At 41.0% G+C, this 24349-nt stretch carries 27 protein-coding genes; 12 read left to right on the top strand and 15 right to left on the bottom strand.

Annotation, left to right across the window (positions count from 1 at the left end):
• The first annotated feature begins 127 nt into the window (after positions 1-127).
• The 3 genes from coq7 to CCS90_RS10500 all read left to right on the top strand — a co-directional run bounded on the left by coq7 (position 128) and on the right by CCS90_RS10500 (position 2871).
• Entirely contained in the window at positions 128-769 is a 642-nt protein-coding gene (gene coq7, locus CCS90_RS10510; protein WP_099019520.1) for a 2-polyprenyl-3-methyl-6-methoxy-1,4-benzoquinone monooxygenase, read from the top strand.
• Positions 766-2412: an electron transfer flavoprotein-ubiquinone oxidoreductase gene (locus CCS90_RS10505; protein ID WP_099019725.1), complete on the top strand. Its 1647-nt coding sequence runs from the start codon at positions 766-768 to the stop codon at positions 2410-2412. Before coq7 ends, CCS90_RS10505 begins: the two co-directional genes overlap by 4 nt.
• Before the next feature lie 243 nt (positions 2413-2655).
• Positions 2656-2871 (top strand): cold-shock protein, encoded by a 216-nt coding sequence (locus CCS90_RS10500; protein WP_099019519.1) that lies wholly within the window; start codon positions 2656-2658, stop codon positions 2869-2871.
• 111 nt (positions 2872-2982) lie between these two features.
• On the opposite strand, the gene CCS90_RS10495 is transcribed toward CCS90_RS10500, so the two are convergent.
• Genes CCS90_RS10495 through CCS90_RS14955 form a run of 3 tightly spaced genes read right to left on the bottom strand, consistent with a single transcriptional unit; the run spans position 2983 to position 6127 of the window.
• A complete protein-coding gene (locus CCS90_RS10495; protein ID WP_099019518.1) occupies positions 2983-3741 on the bottom strand; it encodes a phytanoyl-CoA dioxygenase family protein in 759 nt (252 codons plus the stop codon).
• Positions 3742-3753: 12 nt separating this feature from the next.
• Positions 3754-5133 (bottom strand): GntP family permease, encoded by a 1380-nt coding sequence (locus tag CCS90_RS10490; protein WP_099019517.1) that lies wholly within the window; start codon positions 5131-5133, stop codon positions 3754-3756.
• Positions 5134-5176: 43 nt separating this feature from the next.
• Entirely contained in the window at positions 5177-6127 is a 951-nt protein-coding gene (locus CCS90_RS14955) for a DUF4920 domain-containing protein (protein WP_133566530.1), read from the bottom strand.
• A gap of 66 nt (positions 6128-6193) precedes the next feature.
• On the opposite strand from CCS90_RS14955, the gene CCS90_RS10480 reads away from it, so the two are divergent.
• Together CCS90_RS10480 and cdd are read left to right on the top strand one after the other, a co-directional pair.
• Positions 6194-6736, top strand: a complete 543-nt coding sequence (locus CCS90_RS10480; protein ID WP_099019516.1) for a hypoxanthine-guanine phosphoribosyltransferase — start codon at positions 6194-6196, stop codon at positions 6734-6736.
• Positions 6733-7131: a cytidine deaminase gene (gene cdd, locus CCS90_RS10475; RefSeq protein WP_099019515.1), complete on the top strand. Its 399-nt coding sequence runs from the start codon at positions 6733-6735 to the stop codon at positions 7129-7131. The genes CCS90_RS10480 and cdd overlap by 4 nt, the downstream gene beginning before the upstream one ends.
• Here cdd and CCS90_RS10470 read toward each other — a convergent pair.
• The 6 genes from CCS90_RS10470 to CCS90_RS10445 form a co-directional block, all read right to left on the bottom strand.
• Positions 7116-7976, bottom strand: a complete 861-nt coding sequence (locus CCS90_RS10470) for a UTP--glucose-1-phosphate uridylyltransferase (RefSeq protein ID WP_099019514.1) — start codon at positions 7974-7976, stop codon at positions 7116-7118. The two genes, cdd and CCS90_RS10470, sit on opposite strands and share 16 nt — an antisense overlap.
• Positions 7973-9838 (bottom strand): polysaccharide biosynthesis protein, encoded by a 1866-nt coding sequence (locus tag CCS90_RS10465; RefSeq protein WP_099019513.1) that lies wholly within the window; start codon positions 9836-9838, stop codon positions 7973-7975. The genes CCS90_RS10470 and CCS90_RS10465 overlap by 4 nt, the downstream gene beginning before the upstream one ends.
• Positions 9839-9847: 9 nt before the next feature.
• Complete coding sequence (locus tag CCS90_RS10460; RefSeq protein WP_162846896.1) at positions 9848-10795, bottom strand: MraY family glycosyltransferase; 948 nt, start codon at positions 10793-10795, stop codon at positions 9848-9850.
• Positions 10782-11957: a lipopolysaccharide assembly protein LapB gene (gene lapB, locus CCS90_RS10455; protein ID WP_099019512.1), complete on the bottom strand. Its 1176-nt coding sequence runs from the start codon at positions 11955-11957 to the stop codon at positions 10782-10784. The genes CCS90_RS10460 and lapB overlap by 14 nt, the downstream gene beginning before the upstream one ends.
• A complete protein-coding gene (locus tag CCS90_RS10450) occupies positions 11954-12292 on the bottom strand; it encodes a LapA family protein (protein ID WP_099019511.1) in 339 nt (112 codons plus the stop codon). The genes lapB and CCS90_RS10450 overlap by 4 nt, the downstream gene beginning before the upstream one ends.
• A gap of 71 nt (positions 12293-12363) precedes the next feature.
• Positions 12364-13089, bottom strand: a complete 726-nt coding sequence (locus tag CCS90_RS10445) for a lysophospholipid acyltransferase family protein (RefSeq protein WP_099019510.1) — start codon at positions 13087-13089, stop codon at positions 12364-12366.
• Positions 13090-13394: 305 nt separating this feature from the next.
• Here CCS90_RS10445 and CCS90_RS10440 point away from each other — a divergent pair, with 305 nt between their 5' ends.
• From CCS90_RS10440 to hflD, 7 genes are read left to right on the top strand one after another with little or no spacing between them, the layout of a single operon-like run.
• Positions 13395-13688, top strand: coding sequence for a hypothetical protein (locus tag CCS90_RS10440; protein WP_099019509.1), 294 nt, complete (start codon positions 13395-13397; stop codon positions 13686-13688).
• A 23-nt stretch (positions 13689-13711) separates the two neighbouring features.
• Positions 13712-14707: an aminoglycoside phosphotransferase family protein gene (locus CCS90_RS10435; protein ID WP_099019508.1), complete on the top strand. Its 996-nt coding sequence runs from the start codon at positions 13712-13714 to the stop codon at positions 14705-14707.
• Entirely contained in the window at positions 14704-15375 is a 672-nt protein-coding gene (gene murU / locus CCS90_RS10430) for an N-acetylmuramate alpha-1-phosphate uridylyltransferase MurU (RefSeq protein WP_099019507.1), read from the top strand. The genes CCS90_RS10435 and murU overlap by 4 nt, the downstream gene beginning before the upstream one ends.
• A 35-nt stretch (positions 15376-15410) precedes the next feature.
• Positions 15411-17078, top strand: a complete 1668-nt coding sequence (locus CCS90_RS10425) for a Na+/H+ antiporter NhaC family protein (RefSeq protein ID WP_099019506.1) — start codon at positions 15411-15413, stop codon at positions 17076-17078.
• Positions 17075-17527 (top strand): NUDIX hydrolase, encoded by a 453-nt coding sequence (locus CCS90_RS10420; protein WP_099019505.1) that lies wholly within the window; start codon positions 17075-17077, stop codon positions 17525-17527. Before CCS90_RS10425 ends, CCS90_RS10420 begins: the two co-directional genes overlap by 4 nt.
• A gap of 2 nt (positions 17528-17529) precedes the next feature.
• Positions 17530-18663: a tRNA 2-thiouridine(34) synthase MnmA gene (mnmA, locus tag CCS90_RS10415; protein ID WP_306475087.1), complete on the top strand. Its 1134-nt coding sequence runs from the start codon at positions 17530-17532 to the stop codon at positions 18661-18663.
• Entirely contained in the window at positions 18660-19271 is a 612-nt protein-coding gene (gene hflD / locus CCS90_RS10410; RefSeq protein WP_099019503.1) for a high frequency lysogenization protein HflD, read from the top strand. The genes mnmA and hflD overlap by 4 nt, the downstream gene beginning before the upstream one ends.
• A gap of 9 nt (positions 19272-19280) precedes the next feature.
• On the opposite strand, the gene CCS90_RS10405 is transcribed toward hflD, so the two are convergent.
• From CCS90_RS10405 to paaA, 6 genes are read right to left on the bottom strand one after another with little or no spacing between them, the layout of a single operon-like run.
• The gene (locus CCS90_RS10405; protein WP_099019502.1) at positions 19281-20534 is read right to left on the bottom strand and encodes an arginine deiminase; all 1254 of its coding nucleotides are present in this window, start codon (positions 20532-20534) and stop codon (positions 19281-19283) included.
• A 5-nt stretch (positions 20535-20539) separates the two neighbouring features.
• Positions 20540-21592 carry a 2Fe-2S iron-sulfur cluster-binding protein gene (locus CCS90_RS10400; RefSeq protein ID WP_099019501.1) on the bottom strand — a complete coding sequence of 351 codons (1053 nt, stop codon included), beginning with the start codon at positions 21590-21592 and terminating at the stop codon, positions 20540-20542.
• Entirely contained in the window at positions 21585-22073 is a 489-nt protein-coding gene (gene paaD, locus CCS90_RS10395) for a 1,2-phenylacetyl-CoA epoxidase subunit PaaD (protein WP_099019723.1), read from the bottom strand. Before paaD ends, CCS90_RS10400 begins: the two co-directional genes overlap by 8 nt.
• A gap of 20 nt (positions 22074-22093) precedes the next feature.
• Positions 22094-22861 (bottom strand): 1,2-phenylacetyl-CoA epoxidase subunit PaaC, encoded by a 768-nt coding sequence (paaC, locus tag CCS90_RS10390; RefSeq protein ID WP_099019500.1) that lies wholly within the window; start codon positions 22859-22861, stop codon positions 22094-22096.
• A complete protein-coding gene (gene paaB, locus CCS90_RS10385) occupies positions 22861-23142 on the bottom strand; it encodes a 1,2-phenylacetyl-CoA epoxidase subunit PaaB (protein ID WP_099019499.1) in 282 nt (93 codons plus the stop codon). The genes paaC and paaB overlap by 1 nt, the downstream gene beginning before the upstream one ends.
• Positions 23142-24122, bottom strand: a complete 981-nt coding sequence (gene paaA / locus CCS90_RS10380; RefSeq protein ID WP_099019722.1) for a 1,2-phenylacetyl-CoA epoxidase subunit PaaA — start codon at positions 24120-24122, stop codon at positions 23142-23144. Before paaA ends, paaB begins: the two co-directional genes overlap by 1 nt.
• Positions 24123-24349: the final 227 nt, after the last annotated feature.

Below are 24349 nucleotides of genomic sequence, written 5' to 3'. Positions count from 1 at the left end.
AATTAAAAGGCGTAATTTACGGGTTCTACAGTAAATATCAATAAACAATTTGTTAAATAATGAGAATTAAGCTCATTTTGTCGAATAAATGTTAAAATAAGCGCTTAATTTTATCCACATGAGAAAGATGAAGACTGCAACAGAATCGCTGAGCAATCAATTGATGATCGAATTTGATCGGATGCTCAAAGTACTCAACCATGTTACAGACAACAACTCATCAATCCCAGGTTCCGAACTGAAGAACCCTGTTCTCGACGAACAACAAATTAAACACACAGCTGGTTTGATGCGAATCAATCATACGGGTGAAGTTTGTGCACAAGCTTTGTACAATGGACAAGCCTTATTGGCCAAAGACGAAGCAACAAGAACGCACTTACTTGAAGCCGCTAAGGAAGAGCATGACCACCTTAACTGGTGTCAGTCCAGGTTAGATGAATTGGGAGAAGCGGCGAGTATCAGTAACCCGTTTTGGTACCTCCATTCTTTCGCCATTGGATCATTGGCTGCTTTCTTTGGTGATAAAATAAGTTACGGCTTTGTGATTGAAACTGAACGTCAGGTGGAATCGCATTTGCAACAGCACATCGATGACATTGGATCACAAGATCCTAAGTCATTGCAAATATTGCAACAAATGCAATTAGATGAAATAAGGCATGGCAATGATGCTAAAAATGCCGGGGGCGTGGAATTACCAGAGCCAGTTAAATGGGTGATGACTGGTATGTCAAAAATAATGAAATTTGTGAGTTACAGAATATGAACAGAGAATCTATGGAGTTTGACGTTGTCATAGTTGGTGGTGGTCCAGCTGGTTTAGCGACTGCTTGTCGACTGGCGCAATTATCGCAACAGCATAACAAGGATTGGCAGATCGCTTTGGTCGAAAAAGGGTCTGAAATTGGTGCTCACATTATGTCAGGCGCAGTGATAGAAACTGACGCATTGACTGAATTATTTCCAGATTGGAAGTCCCAAGGTGCACCAGTAAAAACCCAAGTAACTGACGATGAGTTTCATTACCTTCGTGGACTAGAAAAAGACACCAAAGTCCCTGGTTTTTTAATCCCTAAACCGATGAGAAATCATGGTAATTACATCATTTCATTGGGTAGCTTATGCCGTTGGTTGGGTGAACAGGCAGAAAACTTAGGGGTAAATATTTTCCCTGGCTTCCCTGCAACTGAGGTCCTTTACAACGAAGATGGATCGGTCAAAGGCATTGTAACGGGCGACATGGGTATTGATGCCAATGGAAATGAAAAAGGCAGCCATGAACCTGGATATGAATTACTGGCACCTCAAACCGTGTTTGCTGAAGGCTGTCGAGGTTCATTGGGCAAAAATTTAATGGCCCAATTCGACCTTCAAAAAGGGGCAGATCCACAACATTATGGCATAGGTCTTAAAGAAGTTTGGCAAGTGGATGACTCCGTTTCACAACCGGGTAAAGTGGTGCACACCTTGGGCTGGCCGTTAGACAACCACACTGAAGGTGGTGGCTTTCTTTATCATTTAGATCAAAATACTGTGGCTTTGGGGTTTGTGGTGGCATTGAATTACAGCAATCCCTATTTAAGCCCTTTTGAAACCTTCCAATTGTGGAAACAAAACCCAGTAATCAAGAACATCATCAAAGGCGGGAAACGCATTTCCTATGGTGCCAGGGCACTTAACAAAGGTGGTTACCAATCATTGCCTAAATTGACATTTCCTGGCGGCATGCTGGTAGGCTGTGAAGCTGGCTTTCTTAATCCGGCCAAGATCAAGGGCACTCATACTGCACTGAAATCAGGTTTGATAGCCGCAGAGAGTTTAGCTGAAGCCATGATCAATGGTGAGGCCACCGGTGAATTAACAACTTATGCTGATAACATCAAACAATCTTCAATTTATAAGGAATTACATAAAAGCAGAAATTTTGAACCTGGACTCAATAAATTCGGCACTTTTTTTGGCGCGGCATTTACCTTCATAGACCAAAATATATTCATGGGCAAACTGCCCTTCACATGGAACAGCAAAACTCCAGATCATGCTTGCTTAAAGCCAGCTGATCAATTTGAGCCGATTGAATATCCCAGACCAGACAATGAAATATCATTTGATCGACTGTCTTCTGTTTTTCTTTCCAGCACCAACCACGTGGAAGACCAACCTTGTCATTTAAAACTGAAAGACCCCACTATTCCGATACAGGTCAACTTGCCTAAATGGGCAGAACCTGCACAACGGTACTGTCCCGCTGCTGTCTATGAGGTCATTGAAGAAAACAACCAACAAGTGTTTAGAATCAATGCGCAAAACTGTGTGCACTGTAAGACTTGTGACATCAAAGACCCATCACAAAACATCGATTGGCAAACACCAGAAGGTGGTGGCGGACCCAATTATTCCAATATGTAAACTGAACAAACTGCTCTAATTGGTTCATATTGCGACTATTTTTAAGAAAAATGTCGCAATATGGGCTGATTTCAATCATTTTTGTTTGACTTCAATACTTTGAATCTATAGACTGCAACTTGCTCGAATACTCGCCTGAACAAAATCCTCCTTTTCAAAGCATTATTCATAATTCGTTGACCAGTTGTACATTGGGCGATCATTCCAGCAAATTTTTATTATTTATTATTTAAGGTATTACATATGTCAGATAAAGTAACAGGTACCGTCAAATGGTTTGACGAGTCAAAAGGTTTTGGTTTCATTCAACAAGAGTCTGGTTCAGATGTGTTCGCACATTACAGCGCCATTCAAACAGACGGTGATGGTTTCAGAACTTTACAAGAAGGTCAACAAGTTGAATTCAACATCACTCAAGGTCAAAAAGGACCTCAAGCTGAAAATATCCAAGCGGTATAAGTCAGTTTTAAAACCTTTAATAGAAACGGAGTCTTTAGACTCCGTTTTTTTTGCATCAAATTTATGCTGAACATTAATTATATGCACCACAAAGCATCATTAGACGACTGTTCAGATTAAAATTTCTTCATAGCTGGTTGATTTAGAATTTTCTAAAGGGAAGTTACCTGCACCATGGTATGAGTTCACCAATGAAAATTTGGCTTGATCTGTTTGGTTGTTATTGGCTGCATGAAATAAACCCGCATGAAAAAACAAAACATCACCTGCAGACAATTCAACATCAACAGCGGCATCAAGCCAAGCTTTGGCCTGAGGGTGTTGTTGATTTAAGAATAAATCTTTATCCACCATGTCATTAGCAACTTTAAGCTCGTGACTTCCAGGCAAAACTTTTAAACAACCATTGGCATTATTTTCATCACCCATTGCAAGCCAAGAATTTATCAACAAATCATCGCTGAATTTCCAGTACCTGATATCTCGATGCCACCCCGTTTGGCTGGAATATTGAGGTTGTTTAGTCATGATGCAATTATGGTGTGATTGCACCAAATAAACATCTGCAGAATCCAGTAATTGTTGGAGGATGTTTTTGACCACTTTATTTTTTGCCCATTCGCGAAAAGAGGTGTCTCGGCTAAAGGCCAATAATAAACGACGTATGGTTAAACCACCTTCCGCCGCTACTGACTCTGGTGCTTTGGGGTAACCCACTTCGGCTTCTAATTCAAATGGAGGTAAGCGCAATTGCAATTGGATTTTAACTTGGTTGCGTAAATCATTGAGTAAAGCCATATCAATCAACTTACGTTTGATCAAGTACCCATCATTATTGAATTGTTCGATTTCCGAGTCAGAAAGTCTCATGTGAAATATCCACTAAATCAAAAAACTTAATATGCCAACGGTAACAGCAGTGACTGTTACAGGAATCACCAATGAAACCATAAATATGTCCTTATATGACTGTTTATGAGACAAACCACAAATGGTCAACAATGTAATGACCGCTCCATTGTGAGGTAAAGAATCAAAGCCACCTGAAGCCATAGAAGCCAATCGATGCATCCATTCTGGATTGATGCTAAATTGTTCAGCCAGTTGTGCATAGGTGCCGCCCAAGGCTTCCAAAGCAATGGTCAATCCACCTGAAGCAGAACCGGTGATACCTGCCAAAACATTCACTGCAACCACTTCTGAAATCAAAGGGTTTTCAGGTGAAATATTGATCACTGCATCTTTGACAAGTAAAAAAGCACCCAGTGAAGCAATGGTACCCCCATAACCCACTTCTGATGCTGTATTGAAAGTAGGTAACATGGAGCCCATTGCGCCCTTGGTCATGCTGCCATTGACATCGGAAAACTTGTTCCAATTCAAAGCCACTACTGTAATGACTGCCATGATTAATGCCATGATCATTGACCAAATTGACTTGACTTTACTCACGTCCATATTGCCAAATTTATCGGCTGACAAATATTCAGTGTTCCAAGCTGGAATCACCATTTTCTGCAATAAAAAGTTAGCCAATACAACCACAATAATGGGCATCAACGCCACCCATATGCTTGGCAAGTTTTGTTCTTGAACCAATATAGGTTCATTGCTGTGATTATCACCATAACCTTCCGCTTTATACGCATTGATGCGTCGGTTGATCCACCACAAGCCGCCGAGCATCATGGCCAAACCAGCAGACAAGCCAATCACCGGAGCAGCATACATGTCAGTACCAAAGTAACTGACTGGAATGATGTTGTGAATTTGCGAAGTTCCAGGCAAACAAGTCATGGTAAAGGTGAAAGCACCCAATGCAATGGTTGCTGGAATAAAGCGTTTGGGTAACTCTGCTTCACGAAACAATGCGGCAGCCAACGGGTAAACAGCAAAGGCCACCACAAATGCGGAAACGCCACCATATGTCAATAAACCACAGGCCAAAACTATGGCCAAACTGGCATGTTTGGTGCCGAGAGAATTAATGATTGATTTGGCAATCACTTTGGCAGATCCAGAATCTTCCATTAACTTACCAAAAATGGCACCCAATAAAAATATTGGAAAATACTTGATCGCAAATGAACCCATTTTGGTCATAAATATTTGGGTATAAATACCCAACATTTGTCCCCCCTCACCTGCCAACACCACAGCCAACATGGCCAACACTGGGGCTAATATTATTACACTGACCCCTCTGTAAGCCAAAAACATCAACAATCCAAGTGACAGCAATATACCTATTACACCTTCCACCACACGCTCCTTCTATTTTTATGAATTTTATAGGTTCTTGAAATCAAGAACCGAATATTTTTACCGCATCAGCCACAATTTCATAACTTTTGGCTGGCAATTGACCAGAACCTTCCGATGCATAATGGGCCCTTTCTTGCTCAGACAATTCTTTTTCAACCAAACGTCCATAGACTTCAGCACGGCCCTTTGAATCTTTTGGGATCAAAAATGAGTGGTCATTAAAATCCACACGGGCAAAATCATCACCTTCGGTTAAAATCATCCAACAACCTTTTTTCTGACAAACTCGTGTGACATTTCCTGTGATCACATGATTGCTTGTGGTGTATTCATTAGGTTGGCCTAATGCAGTGGCAACGGTCACTTTATTGGTGGCCTCAGTTGGCCATTGCTGTCCAAAAACTGCAGCACCATCAATCACTTCAGTGACACTGACTTGGTCATTTTTATCGTGATCAGCTTGTTGTGAAATCGACTCAGATTGTAATTTTTTTATGGCAGTGATCACTTGCTCAGCATGGGTACTTGGATTCACTTCTTCAAAATGTACAGCGATTTGACCTTCTGGGTTAATGATAAAAGTTTGTCTTTTTGCATAGCTGAAAAAAGCCATGCCACCATCGACCCCATAGTCTCGTGACATTTGCTTGTCGGCATCCACCAATAAATTAAATGGTAAATCATACTTGTCAATAAAAGCACGGTGAGAATCAGCATCGTCCAGTGAAACACCTAACACATCGGCATTCATTTCTTTTAATAAAGCATAATTATCACGAAATGCCTTGGCTTCAATGGTGCATCCACTTGTGTCATTCTTGGGGTAAAAATAGACCACTAAATATTGACCTTGATAATCTGCCAATTGGTGTAACTTACCAGATTGATCAGCCAAGTTAAAAGTAGGCGCAGGCTGACCTTGCATACTTTCGGCATAAACCATAGAATTCATCAACAGGAATGTGAGTAAGGTCATCGTTTTTTTGATCATTTTATTCTCATGGGTGGAAACAGATTATTCTACCAACTTTCTAACGACTGAGAAACCATTAACATCATGTATAGCAAAATATTACCAACCAACAGCCAAGTGCTGATTAATCAGAAGGAAATCAACAGCTCCATTGATAAACTCGCCATGCAAATTAATCAAGATTTTGCAGGCAAGGAAGTGGCTTTTTTAACCATTATGAATGGTGGCATGATTTTTGCATCCTCATTGGCGACACGATTAAATTTAGACATGGAAATGGATTATCTGCAGTTATCGCGTTATGGCAAAAGCCAAACTGGCGGCCAGTTAGTCTGGAAATACCAGCCAGAAATTAATATGGAAAATCACCATGTGATTTTATGTGATGACATTTACGACGAAGGACATACTTTAGCGGCTGCGCATGCTTGGTGTTTAAAAAAAGGAGCCAAATCAGCCTCTTCAGTGGTGTTGATTCACAAAGAGCACGACCGCACTTATGCCGATTACAAACCTGATTATGTGGCCATGAACATTCCAGATCACTATATATTTGGCTATGGCATGGATTTGGAGGAAAAACTGCGTCAGTTACCAGAAATTTACTATTTACCCAAAGCAAAATGAAATTAGAAGCCTTATTCGAAGCAGCAAAAATGGCTCATAAAAAAGCCTACTCGCCTTATTCCAATTTCAAAGTTGGTGCGGCCATTTTAGATGACCAAGACCAGGTCCATATAGGTTGTAATGTTGAAAACGCGGCCTATCCAATCGGCTGTTGTGCAGAACAATCAGCCGTTTCGCAAATGATTGTAAATGGTGGCACTAAAATCAAAGACATATTGGTTATAGGTAAAAAGGGACAAGCCTGCCCGCCATGTGGAGCATGCAGGCAAATTATCTTCGAGCACGGCAGTAAAGAAACCAAGGTTCATCTAGAAACCAGCGCAGGAAAGTTCGTCAGTAAAAATATCGGTGATTTGTTACCCGATGCTTTTGATCATTCTCACTTAGACAAATAAGCCATGATTTGTTGTTTGAGTTGACTGTTTTGCATGGCCACATGTAAATTAGCCAATACAAACCCTTCTTGACTGCCACAATCGAAACGCTGCCCAGACAATTTCACGGCCTGTAAACCATTGACCTGCATCATGTGCTGCAAGGCATCTGTTAATTGGATTTCACGGTTGTGATCCATTTCTGTTTGACGCAGCACTGAAAAAACCGATTGAGGCAATACATACCTGCCAATCACTCCATAATTTGACGGTGCATCCTTGGCATTTGGTTTTTCAACAATTTTACTGACTTGAGTTACATCTAAATCCCAAGGTCCTGCACCAATGACTCCATAACTGCCTATCCTGTCATCCGAAACTTTTTCAACACTGATGGTGGGCTTTTGGTTGCTTGTGGCGGCTTCAATTAATCGGCTTAAAGGATTATTCTTCGCTTCTATAAAGTCATCAGCCAACAAAACAGCAAACATCTCTCCTTCTTCAATAAGACTTTCAGCCTGTAAAACGGCATGACCCAAGCCCAAAGGTTGGCCTTGTGGAATAAATACCCGTTGAATTTCCAGAGGCAAAGTGTCTAACTTTTTGGCCAAATGGGGTTTTCCTTCATCAATAAACCTTGATCTGAGGTCAGGCATCGGATCGAAATGATCACTGATAGCATGTTTGGTTGCGCTGGTGATGAAAATCAATGTACTGATCCCTGCTTCTAAGGCTTCTTCTACTGCGTATTGAATCAAAGGCTTGTCGATGATTGGCAGTAATTCTTTGGGGATTGATTTGGTGGCTGGCAAAAATCGAGTACCCATGCCTCCTACAGGGAACACGGCTTTGGTTATTTTTTTCATGATTTTTGTTGTTCAGTTGTGTGTTGAGTGGATTTAAGCAATTGTAATTCATGATTCTTGAATTCTGGAACCAGCTTGCACAGTACTTTTCTCAATTGGTCTTGCTCAAATTTAACAGCGGCTTTCTGCCCAGCCAATATATCTTGGACCAAATGGTGTGGTTGCTTATGGGTGTGTTTAACGGCGCTGATCTTTTGTACCCTGGTGGCTTCCAAAGTTTCAATGTCATAATGCAACTCTTCATACAATTTTTCACCAGAACGTAAACCAGACACTGTGATTTTAATGTCTTTGGATTTACCTGAAAGCGCTATCATTCTCTCAGCCAAGGACATGATCTTAACTGGTTTTCCCATATCCAAAACCAGCACATCATTTTCATTACCCAACACCAGACTTTGTAAAATCAACTGGCACGCTTCTTCGATTGTCATAAAATAACGTTCTATTTTTTCATGGGTCACAGTCACTGGACCACCGCTGGCTATTTGTTGTTCAAACAAAGGAACGACCGAACCAGCTGATCCCAAAACATTTCCAAACCTGACCGTCAAGTATTCTGTCTCTACCGTTTCGTTCATCAGTTGACAATATTTTTCAGCCAAACGTTTGGTTGCCCCCATAACACTGTAAGGATTGACCGCCTTATCAGTTGATATCAACACCATTTTATCAACGGCAAATTCAGCACAACAATCTGCGACATTTTTAGTTCCCATCACATTGTTTAAGAAACCTTCACAGGCATGTGATTCTAATAAAGGCACATGTTTATAAGCCGCTGCATGAAACACCACGTCTGGTTTAGCCAATTTAAAAATATGAAACAAGTGAGAATGGTTGGTCACATCACACAGGTGCGAGTTAACCACCAAATCTGATTCAGACAATTCCTTATCTATGGCATAAAGGTTGTATTCTGAGTGATCAACGATACTCAGTTTACTTACCCCAAATCGTGCCAATTGACGACACAGCTCAGAACCAATAGAACCACCACCTCCGGTGACCATAACAGATTTGTTTTTAATGTAACTGGCCACTTCGGCCCAATCCAATTCAACTTTATCTCGACCCAATAAGTCTTCTACTGTAATGGGTTGTAATTGATTGAAATTTACTAAATTATTTTCGTAATCATCAGGGTCAGGAGCCACACGAATGGTGCATTCACTTTCTGCCAATTGATCAACCACACTTTTAATCAAATCTGAACTGGGTTTTTGTTCAGCGATAATGACCAAATCAATGTGGCAGTCTTCAACCCATTGTTTTAACTGGTTGATGCCTGATTTTATTTTCACCCCGCGTAATTGAGTCCCTTTGAACTCAGAATGATCATCAATGATAAATATAACATGGCATGATTTATTACTGACTGCGTTGCGGATAAAGAGGTCAGCTATGTTCCCAGCTCCAATAATGACTGCCCGAGGAATGTTTTTGGTTCTTAGGTTAAAGTATTTATCTTTCCACATTCGATAAGTAATGCGAGGCCCACCCCATAAAATAACCAGTAGCACCGGATACATCAATAAAACACTGCGAGGAATGCCTTCCAAACGATTGAATAAAAAGAAAAACAAAGCAATGGTCAAAGTACCAACGGATGCAGATTTAACTAAATTGATCAGATCAGGCATGCTGGCAAAACGCCACAAGCCCCGGTACATGTTAAACATAAAACTGATGATACTTTGCGTAACAATGACAATCAGAATCTCAGTCGACCAGTAAACCAAAGGGGGTGATTCTGGCCACAAGCTGTACCTGATTAAAAAACACAGCATCCATGCCAACCAAACCATAAAGGAGTCATGACAGACAACGGCAATTCTCAAATGTAGTACACGATTGATCATGGGTGTATTTTAACGTCCTATACGAAAATATTTCATAAAAATAAGCACTAATAATGCATAAGAAATAATCAAGGTTGATATTTGTATCATTCGACTGCTGTCGTCCATAGCAATGGCAAGCAAACACAGCAAAGCAGTCACTATGGCATAGAACGCTGAAACTGTTGAATGAGCAGACTGACTTTTCACCAACCTTTGGTATAAATGCGTCGCATGGGCTTGTGTGATGTTCTCCCCTTTTTTCAATCGAACCCATAAAGTCAGTGTCGTATCAGTAATAAAAGCACCATGAACAAGTGCCACTTGATAGTATGACAACAGCCCACTTTGAAGGGCATCAAAAGCAAAAATAGCCAATAACATCGCCATGGGCAAGCTACCAGAATCACCCATAAAAAGTCTTTTTAAGTAAAGATTGAATACCAAATAAACAATAATGACTGTGGCTAACAAACTCAAGGATACAAAAGCCATGTCACTTTCTTGGAAAATGTAACCATAAAAAACAGCGACCACCAATGAATGCAGTCCGGCCATTCCGTTGGCACCATCCATAAAATTAAATAAATTCACCCACCAAAGACAAGCAAAAGTCAAAAATACAAATAACAGACCAAGAGCAAATTCAAAATAAATCAAGCAAACGACAATTAACACTGTTTGGATCAATAACCTTAATTTAAACGACAAATCAAATTTGTCATCTGCCAGGCCCAACAATGAAATGGCCAACAATATATAAGCAGGCCAATAGCTTGGGTTAATCCACCACAAGGAAACACACAGTGGTAAAAACATCAAAACGCCACCACCTGTTACCGCTTTACCCTGGTGTAAACTTCTGTTATTGGCATGGTCAGTAATCACAGAACGATAGCCATATGAGTACCAGGTCAATAACATGGCCACAGAAAAAGCATTGATGGCCAAAACGGCCCAAAGGTTATTCAGACTCAAGTCCATGGATGGGTTTGACCACGCCCCAATGCTTGCAACTGGGGCATTGCCAATGCAATGATTTGGCACCAAAACCACATTTTCTACAGCGTAATTTGGGCTTACCTTTTAATAGTTTGGTGATCAACTCCTTCAACACATCAATATAGACGAAATCATTGTCACCTGATTCTTTTTCATTCAAACCAAGGATCGCATTTAAACCTTTGAATGAAGCCCTTTTCTTCAATTGTTCACTCAAAAAGTTGGAAGCATAATCAACGCCTTTGACCTCTGCATAATACTCAGAGAGTGTCAAAACCGGTGAAACACCGTTGTAGTTATCCATTAACTCCAGCAGCTTTTGCTCTAACAAATCACCTTGTTTTAAAGACAAATAACAGTCTGCCATATCAGCAATAAAAATCGGAATGTAGGCAGAGTCAGCTTTGATGGCCTGTTGGTATTCATCAATGGCTGCTTGCCATTGTTTTTGGGACTGCTGTATATTGGCACATATTAAATGCGCCCTGACCGAATCCTTATCTATTCTTAAGGCTGAAGCCAGGTATTTTTCGGCTTGTATTTGGTCATTTTGTGCTACCGCCAATTCCGCCAACTCACAATAAAAATGAGCAATGGGTACCTGCATATTGCGTTGGGTCGCACTTTGAAATCGAGTGGCGGATTTAATGGCTTGCAACCAATCTTGCTCTTGTTGGTAAATTTCAACCAATGACTGTAAGGCTTCAGGTGTGTGTGCTTCAATTTCCACCAATTCGGAAAACAAAACTTCTGCACGATCCAAAAGACCTGCACTCATGTAATCCTTACCTATTGCCAGTAAAGCGCGTGTTCTATATCGCTCAGGCAATTCAGCCTGAGCGATCAATGCTTGGTGTAATTTGATGGCTCGATCAACTTCACCTTTGCGTCGGTATAGATTGCCTAAGGCCAATTGGGGCTCAAAGGTTTCGTGAGAAGTTTCAGCCAATTGAATAAAAACATCAATGGCTTTGTCTGATTCGTCATTAAGCAGGTAATTCAACCCTTTGAAATACCGATGATTCAATTGTTCGAAGGTTCTTTTGGTGTTGGTCCTTCTGAGCATATAGGCAAGATACAAGCCCATCAACACACCTGCCAGCAAAGCCACAGACGTCCACAAAAATGGATTGTTCATGGAATTTTGACCTGTCCTTCGGTGGATGTCTGGGTGATTTGTTTTTGTTCTTTCTCAGTTAACTGGTCATGTTCTTGTTTGAGTTTAAAATAAGCCCTTTTCCAATAAATTTTTTGTTTATTGGCTGGCCACGTCCAAAACAACCACCCCATTACCAGTCCAAATACTACTCCCAGACTAGAGAACAGTAAAAGGGTAAACCCCAATGGCCAATTCAATTGGTACCAGTGTAAGTTCAAAGACACCGCTTCGGCATTCAAACTGCTTACAGCGATTGCAACAAGCAATAGCAGTAAGACAAAAATCAAAGTTATTATTTTTTTAAGAGTAGTCATGGTTGAATATTATAAGTTGAGTCATGTCTAGAACACAAACAACTCATAAATAGATTTTTTAATCAAATCCATTAAAGTGCCGAAGCGATGACACATTCCGCCCTATCAATGATTTCATTGGTGGATGATGTGTTGATTTCCTTGACTGTAATGGGTTGATGGAAAGTTAATCTGATTTGACCAGGCGTAATAAAAAAACCATCGCTGGCCAAAACCTGGTCAGCACCCTGTATAGTCACTGGTAAAATGGGTAACTGCAGGTCTTTTGCCATTCTGAAAGCCCCTTTCTTGAACGGCAGTATATTTGAGCCAGAGCTTCGCGTCCCTTCAGGAAAAAACACCACTGAGGTACCATCAATCAATTTTTCTTTGGCCGCTTCCATGGCTTGTATAGATGCTTGGCGGTTTCTGCGGTCGACATATATATGACCCATTTTTTCACATGCAAACCCTAAAAATGGCACTTTTCTGAGTTCAATCTTCATCACCCATTTGAAATCCAAAGGTAAATAGCCATAAATAACTAAAATATCATAGGTGCTTTGGTGGTTAGCCACCACCACATAAGATTGTTGTGCTGCGATGTTTTCAGTCCCTTTTTTTATGAGTTTCACCGGAGTGATCCATAAAATAATTTTTCCCCAAGGTCTGGCCACATACCTTCCCGCAAATTGAGCCGCGCCCATGATTGATAAAACGCTGATGGTGATTGCCACCAAAACAGTTAATGTCCATGAAAAAGGGTAAATAAATAACCAAACATAGATTTGAAATATGTAGAGCCACAGTTGCTTCATTGTTGGATTATAACGATTGTCAGTCCATCATGAAACCAATAAACTTAAACTGTCCTTTTTTCTTCACCTTCAATCCTTTAAATAAACATGTTTATCAATACAAACAGTTTTCTATATTAAATAAATGATTGGATTTAGATGGTTAAAGCACAGGCCAATAGACTTCCCAACCAAGCCAGCAACCCTTTAATACAAGCCAGCAATCACATGCTTTTGTAACGGGGTTCTCATTATCACTGTATACAACAGTGACATCCAATGGCAATAATTGATAGAATATACCCTTTACCAATGCTTTGAATCTTATGAAAACCCTCATATTTGCTGCTATTTTATTCATCATCCCTTTATCTATACATGCCGATGTTTTATTGATCGAACGGGTCGAAGCAAAACAAAGTAAGGATGTTCCACAAAAGTCATCAACCATGAATCAAGTCCGGAGTCAGTTTGGTGATCCAATCAGCGAATCTGCCCCTGTTGGCGATCCACCCATTACCCGCTGGGAGTATGATGGTTTCTTGGTTTATTTTGAGCACCAACATGTCATCACTTCAGTACTTAAAAAATCCAAGCCAACTGAAATTGGTCCAAACTAATTCCAAAGCAAATCTAGAAATCAATGAGCAGTCGCAATGACGAATTGATTCAATGGTTGATTGAAATCATTGAAACCAAGCAATTCACCCTAAATCCAGCTTCAGAAGATGCCAGTTTCAGAAGTTATTTTCGCCTTAAAGTAAAAAGTGAAAACAGCCACAAAAGTTTCATTGTGATGGATGCACCTCCAGAACATGAAGACTGCGCACCCTTTATTCATGTTCAAAAACTGCTGTTTAGTCAGCAAATCAATGTACCTGAAATTTTTGCATTTAATCCTGACAAAGGTTTTATGTTACTCAGTGATTTTGGTTCCACTTTGTTGCTTGATGAATTGGCCGAAAACACTGCCGATGAACTGTACCGCAAAGCCATCAATGAATTAATTGCCCTCCAAGCAGTCGATGACAAAGGCACCTTGCCATTGTATGACGCAAAATCACTTTTGACAGAAATGGAATTATTCACAGATTGGTTTATTGGTAAACATTTGGCCCATGAATTATCACAATCTCAACAAAAAGTCCTCAAACAAACCCATGCTTTATTGATAGACAATGCCACTTCACAACCCCAAGTGTTGGTACACCGTGATTTCCACAGCCGCAACATCATGCTAACAGACAACCAACCCGGCATCATCGATTTTCAGGATGCAGTGGTTGGCCCAATCACTTATGACTTGGCTTCATTGTTGAAAGATTGTTATGTATCTTGGCCCAGTGAATCAGTTAATCAATGGGTAAAATATTACTTGACCCAATACCAACAAAAACACCAAATAAACCATTCATTCGATCAATTCATTCGATGGTTTGACTTGATGGCGGCACAACGGCACCTGAAAGCCATTGGTATATTCTGTCGGCTTTATTACAGAGATGGAAAAAAACAATTCTTATATGACATTCCAAGAACCATGAAATACCTGATTACCACTTGTGATAAATACCATGAGTTGGCTGATTTTGGCGTTTTACTTGCTGAGTTACAACCCTCAATAATCAACAACCCATGAAAGCGTTTATCTTGGCAGCTGGCCGTGGAGAAAGGCTTAAACCTTTGACCGACCACACACCGAAGCCCTTAACAGCAGTACAAGGCAAACCTTTACTGGCTCACCATTTCAATCACCTGGAACAGGCAGGCATCACTGAAACCGTCATTAATGTTTCTTGGCTCAAACAACAAATCATTGATTATGCCAATAAATATTCACCGAAAACTATTGCGGTCTCCATATCTGATGAAGGAGCGCATGCTTTGGAAACAGGCGGAGGTATGCTCAATGCTTTGCCTTTACTGGGCCCCAAACCCTTTCTTGCTGTTAATGCCGATGTATTTACAGATTTTGATTTTCAAATGTTGCTACCACTCAGACCAGCTAAATGGGTACATCTGGTTTTGGTCGAAAATCCGGATCACAACCCAACAGGCGATTTCAGCTTGGCAGGTGATCAACTGATGTTAAAACAAAACAATCAAAAAACTTATACCTATTCAGGTATTGGTGTTTTTCACCCCAAATTATTTAATGGATTGAAAACAGGAGAAGCATTCAGTGTGGTTCCTTTGATTAAAAAAGCCATCGCAGAAAATCGTGCAACCGCACAATTTCATGGCGGCAAATGGAGTGATGTTGGCACCATAAATCGGCTTAATGAATTAAATGCCAAAGGATGCTAAAATCAATTTTCAAAATAATAAATTAAAACTTAAAAATGCCACATTTAACTTTAAATAAATCTCTTATTTCCTTGTTTTTAATACTGTTCAATGCGGCAGCTATGGCGCAAGACCCTGCAGAAATTGTTGTTCCCTTCGCTGGAACCTGGCTCTCTGTGATGCCACCCTTGTTGGCCATTTCAATCGCTTTGGCTTTCAGGCAGGTGATTCCTGCATTGTTTACTGGCTTGGTTATTGGTGTTTGGATCATTGGCGGACTGGACGTGCAGTCTTTTTTCGCTGCTCCATTACAAACCGTTCAAGTATTTGCGGTCAATGCAATGGCAGACTCAGGACATTCATCCATTATCATCTTTTCTTTAATGATTGGTGGAATGGTTGGCATCATTTCACGAAATGGTGGCATGCAAGGCGTGGTCAATTTAATTTTAAGATGGGCTAATAATGTTAAACGTGCTTCACTGGCAACCATCGGGATGGGCATGAGTGTCTTTTTTGATGATTATGCCAACACCCTGGTCGTGGGCAATACCATGCGTCCGGTGACTGATAAAATGAAAATTAGCCGTGAAAAATTGGCATATTTAGTAGACTCCACAGCCGCGCCCATAGCCTGTCTTGCATTGGTAACCACATGGGTGGGTTTTCAAGTCGGGTTAATCGGTGATGCACTAGAATCAGTAGGATATACAGATATGGGTGGGTATGCGGTGTTCATTCAAACCATTCCATACAGTTTTTACCCCATATTGGCTTTGTTCCTGACCATTATAATTGCCAGCAGTGGTCGCGATTTTGGACCCATGTACCATGCTGAACTTAAAGCTCGTGAACAAACAGTTCACAACGCCACTGAAATCACACATGACAAAGATGAAATTTTGCCCGTTGAAGGCAAACCGCAAAGAGCCATCAATGCCATACTTCCTATTGTCTCCATGATTTTGATTGTTATGGGTGGCATTTATTACACTGGCATAGATTTCAACAACCCAGAACAGACGTTCAAAGAGGTCATTTACAGTAACAGTGTTGACTCCTACAAAGCCTTGGTTTGGGGTACCACTGCTGGTGTTTTGATTGCCGCTTTACTGAGTGTAATTCAAGGGATATTAACTTTAGAACAAACCGTCAATGCTTGGTACAGAGGCATTAAGCCCATGTTACTGGCGATGGTCATTCTGATCTTGGCTTGGTCTTTATCAGCCGTGAGCGAACAATTACAAACGGGCCAATACATTTCAGATTCGGTTAAAGACTTTTTGTCTGTGCATTGGATTCCATTGATTACATTTATAATCGCAGCCTTGACGGCGTTTGGTACAGGTAGCAGTTGGGGTGCCATGGGTATTATAATTCCGTTGATTGTTCCCGTTACTTACAATTTATTGGACGCTCAGAATTTACTGGACCCTGAGCATTTTTACATTATTTATCTGACCATTGCTTCAATTTTGGCAGGTGCAGTTTGGGGAGATCATTGTTCCCCGATATCGGACACCACGATTCTTTCATCTATGGCCTCCGGCTGTGATCACATAGAACATGTAAGAACACAAATCCCCTATGCCATGTATTCAGGAGGTTTTGCTGTGATGATTGGCATCATCCCTGTCAGTTTTGGTATGTCTCCATGGATCGCCATTGTTGCAGCAACGATTGGCATGTACTTAGGTGTGAAGTGGATAGGTAAAAAAGTATGAGTCGAGGATGGTTGCCCCGAGTTACTGTGGCTGCAGTGATTGAAGATGATGGCAAATTCCTCATGGTTGAAGAAGATATTTATGGTGAAAAAATATTAAACCAACCAGCCGGTCATTTGGAACAAGGCGAAACATTGATGGAGGCAGCAGTCAGAGAAACCTTAGAGGAAACGGGATGGCACATTGAAATTCAGCATTTGATTGAATTTTCGCAATGGACCAGTCCAAACAGCGACAAACATTACTTGCGATCATGTTTTGCAGGTAAAGCGGTGTCTTTTGATCCCAACCAACAACTAGATGATGGCATCATCCAAGCCATTTGGATGACCCGGGATGAAGTGGCCGAAAACCTCAATCGCTTGAGATCCCCTCTTGTATTGCATCACATTGACCACCATATCAACGGCAAGAAAACTGACACAGATGTGTTCAGTTATTATGATTAACCATTTATTCAGTCAAAAATAATTCAATGAAAGTCATCACAGGAATGTCCGGTGGCGTTGACTCCTCAGTCAGCGCAGCCTTACTAAAAAGCCAAGGCTATCAGGTCGAAGGCATGTTTATGAAAAACTGGGAAGAAGATGACACCCAAGAAGTTTGTACTGCAGATGAAGATGTCAAGGATGCCCAGTCAGTCAGTGACCAATTGGGCATTAAACTTCACCGACGAAATTTTGCAGCTGAATATTGGGACCATGTGTTTGAAGAATTTCTGGCAGAATATAAACAAGGACGCACACCAAATCCTGATATTTTGTGTAACCGTGAAATCAAGTTCAAAACGTTTTTAGATCATGCCGATGATCTGGGCGCTGACATGATGGCCACAGGTCATTATGTGCGCAAAGCAGAAAATTTGGGTGAGTACCAATTATTGAAAGGATTGGATCAAAATAAAGACCAAAGTTATTTCTTATATACCATCAATCAATATCAACTGTCTAAAACACTGTTTCCTGTGGGTGAAATTGAAAAGCCAGAGGTCAGAGCGATTGCTGAAAAATTAGGATTGGATGTTTTTAATAAAAAAGATTCAACGGGCATTTGTTTTATTGGTGAAAAAAGATTCCAAGATTTTTTAGCTACATATCTTAAACCCAACCCTGGTGACATTGTCAATCCAGCCGGTGACATCATTGGCAAACACAATGGCTTAATGTATTACACCATTGGCCAACGTCAAGGACTGGGTATAGGTGGGGTAAAAAATGCCCGTGCAGAACCTTGGTTTGTAATCGCCAAGCAACACCAGAACAATCGGCTTATTGCGGCTCAAAGTGACCATGAAGACTTGATGCTCGATCATCACTTGATTGCCAAACACGTCAGTTGGGTCTCTTCCACAGCACCTCAATTTCCACTAAAATGCCATGCAAAAATTCGCTACCGCCAAGCCGACCAAGCTTGTGAGGTAACTTACCATGAACATGATTCAATTTCAGTGAAATTTGACGAAGCACAAAGGGCGATTACACCTGGACAATCCATTGTATTTTATGATGGTGATGTGTGCCTAGGAGGCGCCATCATTGAATCATCAAATTTATTAACTTCAACTTGTGAATTAAGAACAAAATGAGAGAACAAACCATTGCTTTAGCTGCTGTTTATCAATCAGCCATCCTGGCACATGAATTGGCCAATTCAGGTGCAGTCCGTGACAACAAGAGTTGGGAAGTCAGCCTCAATAGTTTATATAAAATTGATGCTCCTTCGACTGAAGATATTTTCAATAACGACATTTCTGGTTTGGCCCTGGGCTTGAATACTTTGATCAAATCTTTCAATAAAGACAGTTATTACATCAACGTCATAAAATACACCATCACCCTATTGTCTTTGGCAGCAAAATTACAACAAAGGCCAGAGATGATGGACATCATTGAGAAAGGATTGTGCGACTCCAAGGTTTTACAAAATTCCGAAGAACCATTCAACAATTCAGTGGTTGCTAAACTGGCTCAAATATACTCAAAAACCATCAGCCAAATGCAGCCCAGGGTAATCGTTGCTGGTCAACCTTTTCACTTGAAAGATCAAGCCATAACAGAAAAAATACGGGCCATATTACTTGCAGGAATTCGAGCGGCTATTTTGTGGCGACAGTTGGGAGGTACCCAACTGCAGCTGCTGTTCAAAAGAAAAGTGTTTATGAATGAAGCTAAAAAACTACTGACCAGTAGCTAGTAATCTTTTTTACCAATTAACTGCATCACGGTGAACAGGCATGGTCATGCAACGACAACCGCCACCACCCCGTGATAATTCAGAACCATCCATAGCCACGGCTGCTTTACCCTTGGGTAGCTGTACCTTATCTGTAATGATGTCATTGGCATCAACGATTTCAAAGCCTGCTTTATTCAAGGCTTCCAAAGTTGCTTTGTTGTGTTTATAACCAATGACGTGACCCGGTGCAAAGGTAAAGAAATTGGCACCACTGGTCCACTGTTCGCGTTCTTGGGAAAATGGATTATCGCCGCCGCAGTTGACAAAATTCAACTCTAAACCAAACAACCTCAAGGCTTTGGGCAAGCCAGAATATTCATTGATATAATTGATTTTACCGTTGGTACAACTTAAGTGGAAAGCTTTGCATTTTCCAGCGCCAGTAATCAAAGGTGCAAAATTCATAACAGTATCCACGTCCAACATGGTGAATATCATGTCCAAATGTATGGTGGCTCGTATTTTTGGCAGCTCAACCACCACGATATCTAAATTCTCGCGACCCAATGAAAGTTTCTCTGCCATTCGATCAATGGCTCTGGCAGACGTGCGTTCCGAATACCCAATGACCAATAAATCATCCCTAATCACCAGCAAATCACCACCCTCAATCGTCAGCTGTTCTGACTTTCTTTTGGTTCCATCAAAATGAAAACCCTGTCCTTTTAATTTAGGGTGGTTATTAAAAATAGATTTTAATAATAAAGCTTCAGTTAATCTCACACGATGGGCCATCGACCCAATGATGGTTTTGTCATATACACACATCACGGCATCACGAGTAAAAAACGCATTGGGTAATGGTGGAATGGCATGCCTAGATGGACTGATATACCTTTCAAGTGTATTTTTCTTTAATAAAGTGCCCTGAAAAAGTTGAGTCGACAAATCAGCAGCATCAAATGACATCAAATCATCAACCAACTCATTGTGGCCATGTAACGCGCAGACATCTTGCAACAAATCCAGTTTCACTTTGGGGTCTTCCAAGACATCAGGCAATAAAGTTTTGAATTCGAGTACATTTTCAGTCACTTTGTTCAAAACACCGGACAGTTGCGCATGTTCCCTCAGCGCCAAATCCAAAGTCAATATATCGTCATACAATACCTCATGGGCTGTTTCTGGAGTCATGTTCTCCATTTCAGCACCAGGCTCATGAATGATCACGGTATTCAGTTTTCCGATTTCAGAATAGTTGGAAATTTTGGCTTCGCTCATTAGGGTCACTCGTCAAAAGAGATGTGGATTTTACTTGAGCGAGCCACTGATTGGCAACTGAGAATATAACCTGCTTTGGTTTCCCACTCCTCCAAGGAGTAATTGTTGATCATTTCCACCTCACCTTCAACCAATTTACAGCGACACGTGGCACAGACTCCTGCTTTACATGAATAAGGCAAATCCACTCCGGCTGATTCTGCAGATTCCAGTAATGTGGCTTGAGTACCGGCCATTAAATTAAATTCATGATTGGCACCATCAATGGTTACTGTTACACCGGCATCTTCGTTAATTGTTTTTGCAGATGGCGAAATCTCTTGTCCATCACTGAGGAATCGTTCGTTGTGAATTAATTTTTCATCGATACCAACAGCCTTAAGTGCGGTGCATACTTGATCTATCATTGCCCCTGGGCCACATACAAAATAGCCATCTGAATCAATGCCTTGCAGCATATACTTATTAATTAAATTTACTTTTTTATGATCGAATCTCCCTTGATATAAAGGCATGTCAACTTTTTGTTGGGTCAAGAAAAAATGAACACTGAAACGAGGACCAAAACGATCTTTTAAATTGGCAATTTGTTCATGTAATAAAACATCTGACGTTTTGCTGTTACCATAAAACAACACAAACTCAGCTGTTTGGGTTTGTTCCAAAGTGGCATATATCATACCCATCACCGGAGTGATGCCAGACCCAGCTGCAAAGGCCACATAATGAGCCTTTTCTTGTGGAACTAGCATGAAGTGACCGCTTGGGTGCAATACTTCAATCTGGCTGCCTGCTTTGACATTTTGGGCAAACTGTGAAAAACGCCCATCGTCCACGGCTTTTATCAGCACATCCAATTCATTGTTGCGATTTTGTGATGAACAAATGGAATAGCTGCGGCGCAATTCCTCACCATTGACTTGCGCTTTAAAGGTTAAATGCTGACCCGCTATATAGACATATTCAGCGACCAAGTGATTAGGAATGTCTAGTGTCCAAATAACAGCGTTAGGTTGAGTTTGTATGGATTTAATCGTTAATGAATGAAATTTATGCATGGCATTTAAAATAATCGAAAGGTTCTAAGCAACGGTTACATCGGTACAAAGCTTTACAAGCCGTTGACCCGAATTCACTGATACACTGGGTGTTATCTGATCCACACTGAGGACAATTAATCGACTGTTCACCTGCATTGAGTGGCGGTGCAATGCCATAAGCCAACATGGCAGCTTTGCCTTTGTCAGTGATCATGTCTGTGGTCCATACCGGCTTATCAAGTAATTCGACCACCACACGGTCAATTCCATAGTAATCAGCATGAGCCAACAAAGCGGCTTTGATGTCTGTTTTGATGGCATGCATGGCAGGGCAGCCCGAATAGGTGGGGATGATGCCCACGTGGACTGAGTTCTCATGAATTTTAACTTGTTGCAACACACCCAAATCTTGAATACTGATTACTGGTATTTCTGGATCTTTAACTTCTGCCAGTAATTGATAGATAGCATCTGCGGTTAACACTTGATTTTCAGTCATTGATTTGGCATTGAATGTCATCACCACTCACAACCTGGGTAGGCGCGCTGTAGAAACTGCATTTCTGCCAACATATAGCCTAAATGTTCTGAGTGTTCTCCAGCTAAACCACCAGTGGCCACCCAACCAGATTCAGGTATTTCAAGTTGGCACCTTTGCAGCAGTGTTTTTACTTGTTCATTCCATTTCGTTTTTAACGCCAACAAATCAGCGATCACCCCTTGTTCAATTAACTCATTCAATGCCGCATCAGTTTCAAACAATTCAGGGGTATAAAACCACAAATCATTCAGGGCTTTTTGCATCCGCACTTTGGCTTCATCGGTACTGAGCGATAACCGTTCAACCCATGCCTCACTTCTTTTGAGGTGATATTTAACTTCCATCAAAGCCTTTTGCGCTGCCAATGACAAAGGTTCATAACTTGATTTTGATAACGCTTGATAGAGCTGCACACTGAAGACATCAATAAAATATTGTTTCAATGTCGTGTAAGCAAAATCACCTTTTGGTAATTCGGTGATGATTGGGTTACGGTATTCGTGGGAGTCACGCAGAAAAGCCAAATCATCAGCTGTTTGCGAATCATCGCTTAAGGCGACCGCCAATTGATAAAATATCTGTGCATGACCAATCAAATCCAACGAAACATTGGTTAGAGCCACATCTTCCTCTAAATACGGTCCATGTCCACACCACTCTGCCAATCGTTGACCCATAGTCAATGACGAGTCTGCCAATCGCAATAAATAGGTATGTAATGCCTTGTTATTAATTTGAGTTGCCATTACATGTTTTCCACTTCTTTGTCTAATGGGTAAAAAGTTGGGTAGCGATAAACCTTGTCTTCAGCAGGGTCAAACCATTCATGTTCTTGTTCTGGGTTTGAAGCTGTTATTTTTTCCGCTTCGACCACCCATATACTCACCCCTTCTTTTCTGCGGGTATAAACGTCTCTGGCATTGAGCAATGCCATTTGTGCATCACTGGCATGCAACGACCCCACATGTCGATGGTTTAAGCCTGACTTGGCTCGAATAAACACTTCATATAATTTCATCTCAGACATCAAGCGGCCTCATTGTGTTGGTTGTTCTGTTTTTGTTGGTATGTTTGCGCGGCTTCCCTGACCCACTCGCCATTTTCATGTGCATCAATCCTCGCCTGTAAACGCTCTTTGTTACAAGGCCCATTGCCTTTAATAACTTGAAACAATTCATCCCAATTAATTTCACCATGATCATAATGACCCGTTTCTTCATTCCATTTAAGATCAGGGTCAGGAATGGTTAAGCCCAAATGTTCAGCTTGTGGCACCGTGGCATCAATGAATTTTTGACGCAATTCATCGTTACTGAATCTTTTGATCTTCCATTTCATAGATTGGGCTGAATGTGTAGAATTTTTATCGCTGGGACCAAACATCATTAAAGACGGCCACCAAGTTCGATTCAGTGCACGTTGTGCCATGTCTTTTTGGGCTTGGGTCCCTCTGGCCAGTACGGTCATGATTTCATAGCCTTGACGTTGATGAAAGCTCTCTTCCTTACAGATGCGAACCATTGAACGTGCATAAGGTCCATATGAACAGCGACACAATGGCACTTGATTCATGATTGCAGCACCGTCGACCAACCAACCAATCGCCCCCATGTCTGCCCAAGAGGGTGTCGGGTAATTAAAAATAGATGAATACTTGGCTTTACCGGTCAGCAGTTCATCAGTTAATTGATCTCGACTCACTCCCAATGTTTCTGTGGCTGAATAAATGTACAAACCATGACCTGCTTCATCTTGTACCTTTGCCAACAATATCATTTTTCGATTCAACGTCGGCGCACGGGTGATCCAGTTTCCTTCAGGCAACTGCCCCACTATCTCTGAATGAGCATGTTGCGACATTTGTCTGATCAAAGTTTTTCGATAGGCCATTGGCATCCAATCACGCGGCTCTATTTTTTCTTCACGATCTATTTTAGCTTGAAACTCAGCCAACAAATCAGCTGGTTCCTCTTGACCTTTGGCATCAGTTAACCCTTGTGAGTACATAATCATTCTCTACAAAATTGAGCTGATTATTTTAACCTTTCATGCATAGGATTTGCGTAAAATTTAAAAAGAAAAATACAAGTCAAAGGATTGAGCGCTCAAGCTGACCTTATACTCAGTACTTGGTAACGACAAAAGGTTGAGTGAAACCAATAACCCTCAGCAATTGGGTGGTTGGCTGTAACCGACCTATTACTGATTAACTGACCAATGACAAAAGGGTTGAC

It is taken from the genome of Marinicella litoralis, from assembly GCF_002591915.1.
Classification (GTDB): Bacteria; Pseudomonadota; Gammaproteobacteria; order Xanthomonadales; family Marinicellaceae; genus Marinicella; species Marinicella litoralis.
This window is presented reverse-complemented; position numbering and strand designations above follow the sequence as displayed.

Excerpts from the sequence above, each read along its gene's own strand:
- coq7 (WP_099019520.1), top strand. The coding sequence starts at position 128 with ATGAAGACTGCAACAGAATCGCTGAGCAATCAATTGATGATCGAATTT.
- CCS90_RS10505 (WP_099019725.1), top strand. The coding sequence starts at position 766 with ATGAACAGAGAATCTATGGAGTTTGACGTTGTCATAGTTGGTGGTGGT.
- CCS90_RS10500 (WP_099019519.1), top strand. The coding sequence starts at position 2,656 with ATGTCAGATAAAGTAACAGGTACCGTCAAATGGTTTGACGAGTCAAAA.
- CCS90_RS10495 (WP_099019518.1), bottom strand. The coding sequence starts at position 3,741 with ATGAGACTTTCTGACTCGGAAATCGAACAATTCAATAATGATGGGTAC.
- CCS90_RS14955 (WP_133566530.1), bottom strand. The coding sequence starts at position 6,127 with ATGATCAAAAAAACGATGACCTTACTCACATTCCTGTTGATGAATTCT.
- CCS90_RS10480 (WP_099019516.1), top strand. The coding sequence starts at position 6,194 with ATGTATAGCAAAATATTACCAACCAACAGCCAAGTGCTGATTAATCAG.
- cdd (WP_099019515.1), top strand. The coding sequence starts at position 6,733 with ATGAAATTAGAAGCCTTATTCGAAGCAGCAAAAATGGCTCATAAAAAA.
- CCS90_RS10470 (WP_099019514.1), bottom strand. The coding sequence starts at position 7,976 with ATGAAAAAAATAACCAAAGCCGTGTTCCCTGTAGGAGGCATGGGTACT.
- CCS90_RS10465 (WP_099019513.1), bottom strand. The coding sequence starts at position 9,838 with ATGATCAATCGTGTACTACATTTGAGAATTGCCGTTGTCTGTCATGAC.
- lapB (WP_099019512.1), bottom strand. The coding sequence starts at position 11,957 with ATGAACAATCCATTTTTGTGGACGTCTGTGGCTTTGCTGGCAGGTGTG.
- CCS90_RS10450 (WP_099019511.1), bottom strand. The coding sequence starts at position 12,292 with ATGACTACTCTTAAAAAAATAATAACTTTGATTTTTGTCTTACTGCTA.
- CCS90_RS10445 (WP_099019510.1), bottom strand. The coding sequence starts at position 13,089 with ATGAAGCAACTGTGGCTCTACATATTTCAAATCTATGTTTGGTTATTT.
- CCS90_RS10440 (WP_099019509.1), top strand. The coding sequence starts at position 13,395 with ATGAAAACCCTCATATTTGCTGCTATTTTATTCATCATCCCTTTATCT.
- CCS90_RS10435 (WP_099019508.1), top strand. The coding sequence starts at position 13,712 with ATGAGCAGTCGCAATGACGAATTGATTCAATGGTTGATTGAAATCATT.
- murU (WP_099019507.1), top strand. The coding sequence starts at position 14,704 with ATGAAAGCGTTTATCTTGGCAGCTGGCCGTGGAGAAAGGCTTAAACCT.
- CCS90_RS10425 (WP_099019506.1), top strand. The coding sequence starts at position 15,411 with ATGCCACATTTAACTTTAAATAAATCTCTTATTTCCTTGTTTTTAATA.
- CCS90_RS10420 (WP_099019505.1), top strand. The coding sequence starts at position 17,075 with ATGAGTCGAGGATGGTTGCCCCGAGTTACTGTGGCTGCAGTGATTGAA.
- hflD (WP_099019503.1), top strand. The coding sequence starts at position 18,660 with ATGAGAGAACAAACCATTGCTTTAGCTGCTGTTTATCAATCAGCCATC.
- CCS90_RS10405 (WP_099019502.1), bottom strand. The coding sequence starts at position 20,534 with ATGAGCGAAGCCAAAATTTCCAACTATTCTGAAATCGGAAAACTGAAT.
- CCS90_RS10400 (WP_099019501.1), bottom strand. The coding sequence starts at position 21,592 with ATGCATAAATTTCATTCATTAACGATTAAATCCATACAAACTCAACCT.
- paaD (WP_099019723.1), bottom strand. The coding sequence starts at position 22,073 with ATGACTGAAAATCAAGTGTTAACCGCAGATGCTATCTATCAATTACTG.
- paaC (WP_099019500.1), bottom strand. The coding sequence starts at position 22,861 with ATGGCAACTCAAATTAATAACAAGGCATTACATACCTATTTATTGCGA.
- paaB (WP_099019499.1), bottom strand. The coding sequence starts at position 23,142 with ATGTCTGAGATGAAATTATATGAAGTGTTTATTCGAGCCAAGTCAGGC.
- paaA (WP_099019722.1), bottom strand. The coding sequence starts at position 24,122 with ATGTACTCACAAGGGTTAACTGATGCCAAAGGTCAAGAGGAACCAGCT.